Origin of the sequence: Nocardia sp. NPDC058497, from assembly GCF_042720195.1 — a bacterium.
Lineage (GTDB): Bacteria > Actinomycetota > Actinomycetes > Mycobacteriales > Mycobacteriaceae > Nocardia.
Genome location: NZ_JBHXMY010000350.1, coordinates 1 through 6,427, shown reverse-complemented (window position 1 = coordinate 6,427; position 6,427 = coordinate 1). Strand labels below are relative to the sequence as shown.

5 protein-coding genes are annotated in these 6,427 nt (G+C 70.2%); all 5 read left to right on the top strand.

Annotated features, from left to right (window positions below):
• Positions 1 to 8: 8 nt before the first annotated feature.
• The 5 genes from ACFWPJ_RS21550 to ACFWPJ_RS21530 are packed head-to-tail and all read left to right on the top strand — an operon-like array spanning position 9 to position 6,252.
• Positions 9 to 173: a 3-oxoacyl-[acyl-carrier-protein] synthase III C-terminal domain-containing protein gene (locus tag ACFWPJ_RS21550; RefSeq protein ID WP_378853976.1), complete on the top strand. Its 165-nt coding sequence runs from the start codon at positions 9 to 11 to the stop codon at positions 171 to 173.
• A complete protein-coding gene (locus ACFWPJ_RS21545) occupies positions 170 to 1,831 on the top strand; it encodes a fatty acid CoA ligase family protein (RefSeq protein ID WP_378853974.1) in 1,662 nt (553 codons plus the stop codon). Before ACFWPJ_RS21550 ends, ACFWPJ_RS21545 begins: the two co-directional genes overlap by 4 nt.
• On the top strand, positions 1,828 to 2,871 hold the full coding sequence (locus tag ACFWPJ_RS21540) for an NAD-dependent epimerase/dehydratase family protein (protein ID WP_378853972.1): 1,044 nt from the start codon (positions 1,828 to 1,830) through the stop codon (positions 2,869 to 2,871). Before ACFWPJ_RS21545 ends, ACFWPJ_RS21540 begins: the two co-directional genes overlap by 4 nt.
• A gap of 25 nt (positions 2,872 to 2,896) precedes the next feature.
• A complete protein-coding gene (locus ACFWPJ_RS21535; protein WP_378853970.1) occupies positions 2,897 to 4,102 on the top strand; it encodes a peptide synthetase in 1,206 nt (401 codons plus the stop codon).
• Complete coding sequence (locus tag ACFWPJ_RS21530; RefSeq protein ID WP_378853969.1) at positions 4,099 to 6,252, top strand: MMPL family transporter; 2,154 nt, start codon at positions 4,099 to 4,101, stop codon at positions 6,250 to 6,252. Before ACFWPJ_RS21535 ends, ACFWPJ_RS21530 begins: the two co-directional genes overlap by 4 nt.
• Positions 6,253 to 6,427 lie beyond the last annotated feature (175 nt).

Here is a 6,427-nt window from a genome sequence, read left to right as displayed (position 1 = left end):
CTACCGACCTGACCGACGGCGACCCGCACACCGCCTCGCTGCCCCTGGCCTACGACCGCGCGATCGCCGAGGGCTCGCTGACCGGCTACACCCACGTGCTGTTCGTCGCGGCGGGCGCCGGTCCGTCCGCGGCCGCCGCGCTCTACCGCCTCCCCGCGGAGACCACCGCGTGACGACGGCGACCTACTGGCAGACCATCGACGATTTCCGGCGCTTCGCCGCCGCGGAACCGGACCGGGCCGCGGTGATCTACCCCGACGGGCAGACACCCGCCGGTCTGCCCGACTACCGCCGGATCACCTACGGTGAACTCGACCAGTGGTCGGACGCGATCGCCCAGCAGCTCCTCCGATCGGGGGTGAGCAGCGGGACACGCACCATCGTGCTCGTGCTGCCCAGTGCGGAGCTGTACGCGATCCTGTTCGCGCTGTTGAAGATCGGCGCGGTGCCGGTGGTGATCGACCCGGGGATGGGTGTGCGCCGGATGGTGCACTGTCTGCGCGCGGTCGAGGCGGAGGCGTTCATCGGGATCCCGCAGGCGCATGCCCTGCGGGTGCTGTTCGCGCGCAGTTTCCGCGGCGTGCGCACCACGCTCACGGTCGGACGGCGCTGGTTCTGGCGTGGTCCGACCCTGCGCGCGTGGGGCCGGAGGCCGTCGGGCACGCTGCCGGAGCGCTCGCCCGCCGCACCCGAGGACGTGCTGATCATCGGATTCACCACCGGCAGCACCGGTCCGGCCAAGGCGGTGGAGCTGACGCACGGCAATCTCGCCGCCATGGTCGAGCAGGTGCATGCCGCCCGCGGCAACACCCCGCCGGAGACGTCGCTCATCACCCTGCCGCTGGTCGGTGTGCTCGATCTGCTGCTCGGATCGCGGTGTGTGCTTCCGCCGTTGATTCCCAGCAAGGTCGGCTCGACCGATCCCGCCCATGTGGTGGACGCGATCGAACGGTTCGGCGTGCGCACCCTGTTCGCCTCCCCCGCCCTGCTCATTCCGCTGCTCGAGTATCTGCGCGCACAGCCTGCCGAGCTGAGCACGCTGTCCAGTGTCTTCTCCGGTGGAGCGCCGGTGCCGGACTGGTGCGTGGCGGGCCTGCGCGAGGTGCTGAGCCCCGACGCCGAGATCTACGCGGGATACGGGTCGACCGAGGCCTTGCCGATGTCGACGATCGAATCCAGGGAACTCCTCGACGGTCTGGTCGAGCGGGCGCATCAGGGTGACGGAACGTGTATCGGCCGTCCGGCCGATCGCGTCGAGGTGCGGTTGCTCGCGATCACCGACGACGCGGTCGCGTCCTGGGACGACGCGGATCGTCCCGCGGGTCCGCGCGAGGTGGGCGAGATCGTCGTGACGGGCCCGAAGGGCAGCACCCACTACTACTGGCCCGCGGCGGCGAACGCGGCGGGCAAGATCGCCGACGGCGAGCGGACCTGGCATCGCACCGGCGACCTGGGCTGGATCGACGAGCAGGGCCGGATCTGGTTCTGCGGGCGCAAGAGTCAGCGGCTCGAGACCGCGCGCGGGCCGATGTTCACCGTGCAGGTCGAGCAGGTGTTCAACGTGGTGCCCGGGGTGGCGCGGACCGCGCTCGTCGGTGTCGGCGCGCGCGGCGCGCAACGGCCGGTGCTGTGCGTTGAGCTCGAACCGGGCGCCGATCCGGGCGCGGTGCAGACCCGATTGCGCACGCGCGCCGTGGAATTCGACACCGTGGAGCCGATCCGCGAGTTCCTCGTGCATCCCCGGTTCCCCGTCGATATCCGGCACAACGCCAAGATCGGCCGCGAACAACTCGCCCAGTGGGCCGCCAAGCGTCTGGAGGCGCGACGATGAAGATTCTGGTCACCGGTGCGTCCGGATTCCTGGGCGGTGCGCTCGTGCGCGCGCTGGTCGCCGACGGTGCGCACGATGTGTCGATCCTGGTGCGGCCCACCAGCATTCTCGACGATCTCGGCTCGGCGCTGGAGCGGGTCACGGTCGTGCACGGCGATCTGGCCGACCCGGCGTCGCTGGTGCGGGCCGTCGAGGGCATGGATGTCGTGATCCACAGTGCGGCGCGGGTCGACGAGCGCGGGACAATGGCCCGGTTCTGGGCGGAGAATGTGCAGGCCACCGAGCTGCTGCTGGCCGCGGCCCGCGGTAGCGGCGCCACCCGGTTCGTCTTCGTGTCCAGTCCCAGTGCGCTGATGGACCGCGACGGCGGCGATCAGCTCGACGTCGACGAATCGCTGCCGTATCCGCGCCGCTATCTGAACTTCTACTCCGAGACCAAGGCCGCCGCCGAACGTGCTGTGCTCGCCGCGAATACGGACGGGTTCACCACGGTCGCGCTGCGACCACGGGCGATCTGGGGCGCGGGCGACCGTTCGGGTCCGATCGTGCGGCTGCTCGGCCGGACCGCGGCGGGTTCGCTGCCCGATCTGTCGGACGGCCGCACGGTCGAGGCCTCGCTGTGCCACGTGGACAACATCGTGCACGCGTGCCGGCTGGCCGTCACCGCGGACGCCGTGGGCGGCAAGGCGTACTTCATCGCCGACGCCGAGAAGACCGATGTGTGGGGCTTTCTCGGCGAGGTCGCGTCCCGGCTGGGCTATGCGCCGCCGTCGCGCCGGCCGAACCCCCGGGTCCTCGCTGCCGTGGTCGCGGCCATCGAGACCGTGTGGCGGATACCGGCCGTGGCGCAACGCTGGTCGCCGCCGCTGTCGCGCTACGCCGTCGCCCTGATGACGCGCAGCGCCACCTACGACACCGGCGCCGCCCGCCGCGATCTCGGCTATGCGCCGGTCACCGACCGCGACACCGGGCTGGCCGAGTTCCTCACCTGGCTCGACGCCGTCGGCGGCGTGGAGACGCTCGCCAGGCACCTGCGCTAGTCATCGCACGATTCCGGAGGCAATCATGAACGGCAGCACCACCTTCCGCCGACCGATCACGACGACGGAACGCATGTACTTCCCCATGCGCGATCTCGCGCCGCCGTTCCTGATGCAACTGGTCATCCCCGGCGCGGGCGATATCGACCCCGCTCGGCTGGGCCGGGCGGTGGCTGCCGCCGCGGCGGTGACCCCCGGCGCGCGCCTGGTGCGCCGCGGTGCGGAATGGGTCGACAGCGGCACCACCCCCGCTGTGCGGGTGGTGCGCGGGCACGTGCTGCACGCGCCCGCGCTCGAGACCGATCCCGTGCTCACCAGCCCGATCGGGCCGACGCCGGACACCACCGTCGAGGTGCTGCTGCTGACCGGCGCGCCGGTGACGCTGGTGTTCCGGGTCTTCCACGGCGTGATGGACGGCATGGGCATGGTGCTGTGGGTGCGGAATGTGCTGCGCGCACTGCGCGGCGAGGAGCCGATCCCCCAGCCGCACCCGATCGCCGATCAGGAACTCGTGCCGCGGGTCGGGGCGCCGGGTAAGCCGACGGCGATGCTGCCGCGCTATCGCAGCGCGGTCGGCCGGGGCAGGCAGCGGCGGGGTGTGGCCCGGCATCTGTTGCGGCACCGGAGCATCGACGCGGCGGGCCCGGGTGCGCTGGCCCGGGTCTGCGCGCTGCTCGCGGCCGAGACACCGGGGACTTCGCGCATCATGATGCCGGTCGACCTGCGCAGGCACGATCCGGAGCTGCGCTCGACCGCCAATCTCGCCCTGCCGCTGTTCCTCGACATCGAACCCGGCCGGGACTGGACGCAGGTCAAGGATCAGATCAAGACCGGCCTGCACGAGCGCCGCGAGCTGAACCAGCTGGCCAATACGCGGATCACGCTCGTGCCCGATGTAGTCAATCGTGGTGTCCTGCATACGACAAACTGGCTCGGCGCCCGAATCGGCCGGAACCTGGCGTCGGCCACCGTGTCTCACATGGGCCGGTTCACCGCCGAGGAGCTGGCCGTGCCCGGCTTCCAGCCCACCGGGCTGTACGTGCTACCCCAGCACAGCGTCGCGATGCCACTGTTGTTCGGGCTCACCGAGTTCGACGGCCGGACCGACCTGACGGTGTCGGCGCGCAACGGCGACGGGGTGGAGGCACGCCTGGACGCACTGCTGGACCGGATCGTGGCGATGCTCGAATCCGAGTTGGCCGCGCAGAATTCGGCGGACCCGTCGCTGTGACCGCGCTGGCTCGTCTCGTCATCGCTCGTCCGCGCACGGTGCTGGCCGCCGTCGTGGTCTTCATCGGGTTGTGCGCGGCGTTCGGCGCCGACGTCACCCAGCGGCTCAGCGCGGGCGGGTTCACCGACCAGGGCAGCGAGTCGGCTCTGGTGGATCGGCTGGTCACCGAGCATCTCGGACCGCAGAGTCCCGATGTGGTCGCGCTGTACACCGTGCCGGAGGGGCGGACCGTCGACGAGATCGGCCCGCAGGTCGGTGCGGCGCTGGAACGGATCGATCCAGCGCTGCTGGCCCGGCCGGTCCAGAGCTATTGGACCGCCGTTCCGCCCGTGAAGAACTTCCTGGTCTCGGATGATCGGCGGCAGGCCGTCGCCGTGGTGTTCACCGCGGGTAACGACACCGCGCGCATTGCCGCGTATCCATCGATCGCCGACGCGTTGCGTGTGCCGGGCATCGACACCAGGCTGTCGGGGTACAGCGCGCTCAACTCCGAGATCGTCGAGCGGTCGCAGCGTGATCTCGTCGTGGCGGAGTCGATTTCGCTGCCGCTGACGCTGCTGATCCTGGTGCTGGTGTTCGGTGGTGTGCTGGCGGGCGCGCTACCCGTGCTGGTGGGTGTGCTCGCGGTGGCCGGTTCGCTGGGCGTCATCCGGTTGCTCACCGAGACCACCGAGGTCACCACCTTCGCCGTCAATATCGCGTCGCTGCTCGGCCTCGGTATGGCTATCGACTACGGCTTGTTCCTGGTCAACCGGTTTCGCGAGGAGTACGCCGAGAGCCGCGACGTGCCCGCCGCCATCACCCGCACCTACGCCACCGCCGGGCGCACCGTCGCCTTGTCCGCGCTGCTGCTGATGTGTGCGTTCGCGGGCACGTTCGTGTTCCCGCAGGCCGTGTTGCGGTCGCTGGGAATCGGTTCCGTCGCCGCGGTCGCGCTGGCCGCCGGTCTCTCGCTGACGGTCCTGCCCGCCCTGCTGGCACTGTTCGGCGCACGCATCGGTCGCGCCAAGCCGACCACCCCCACCCTAGGTTTCAGCACCTGGGTGGTCGACGGCGTGCTGCGGCGACCGGGCATCGTGACGGTCGTCGTCGGCGCGATCCTGCTCGTCCTGGCCGCGCCGCTCACCGGGATCAAGCTCGGCGACATCGACCATCGCGCGTTGCCGCCCGACAGCGAGATGCGCCGCACCGTCGAGGAACTCACCGCGAAGTTCCCCGCCGCGGCCAGTGGCGCGACCGTGGTGATCCGCGGGGTCGACGGCGCCCCACCGCAGTCGGGCGCGGTCACCGCGGTACTCGACGACGTCGACGCGATCACCGGGGTCCGCGATGCACTGCAGGTGGGCCGCGACGACGACTTCGTCGTCCTGCACGTCTTCCTCACCGCCGCCGACCGCAGCGAGGACGCCACCGCCGCCGTCCAGGCCATCCGCGCACTCGAACCACCGGCGGACACCACCCTCGCCGTGGGCGGCGACACCGCGGCGACCGCCGACACCGTCGACTCGATGGTCGCGCGGATGCCGCTGATGATCGCGATGATGGTGCTGGCCACCATGGTGCTGCTGACGGTGGCATTCCGCTCGATCATGTTGCCGCTCAAGGCCGTTGCGATGGCGTTCCTCAGCCTTGCCGCCACCTTCGGCGTGCTGACCATGATCTTCTACCACGGCCACTTCGCCGATCCGCTCGGCATCACCGCGGGTCCGATCCCGGCCGGCATGCTGGTCCTGATCATCGCGGTCGTGTTCGGTCTGTCCACCGACTACGAGGTGTTCCTGCTCTCCCGTATGTCCGAGGCCCACCGGGACGGCGCCGACACCGCCACCGCCGTCCGCATCGGCACGGTCAAGACAGCACGTGTCATCACCGCCGCCGCCGTCCTGCTCATCCTCGTCACCGGCGCCTTCGCCCTGTCCCCGCTGACCCCGATGCGCTTCCTCGGTCTCGGCATGATCATCGCCCTGATCCTGGACGCGACCCTGGTCCGCATGCTGCTGGTCCCCGCCCTGGTCCAGTTGATGGGCTCTGCCAACTGGTGGTTGCCCTTCCGCACGCTCGACAGATCGGACGCCGCCGTGCCGCGAGCGACCGAGGAGAGCACCATGGAGGCGGCACTCGACCGATCAGCAGAAGGAGCGCGCCGATGATCGTGACAACACTCGAGCGGTGGCAGTCGACCCGTGACCGGCTACGGATCGACGACACCGCGGTCCTCGTCGACGACGACGATACCTGTCTGTTATACACAACTCCGATCCCACCAGAACGTAATTCATACTGGCTCTTTTACACAAATCCCAGACCCCCGGACCCTGATAGATA

Excerpts from the sequence above, each read along its gene's own strand:
- ACFWPJ_RS21540 (WP_378853972.1), top strand. The coding sequence starts at position 1,828 with ATGAAGATTCTGGTCACCGGTGCGTCCGGATTCCTGGGCGGTGCGCTC.
- ACFWPJ_RS21535 (WP_378853970.1), top strand. The coding sequence starts at position 2,897 with ATGAACGGCAGCACCACCTTCCGCCGACCGATCACGACGACGGAACGC.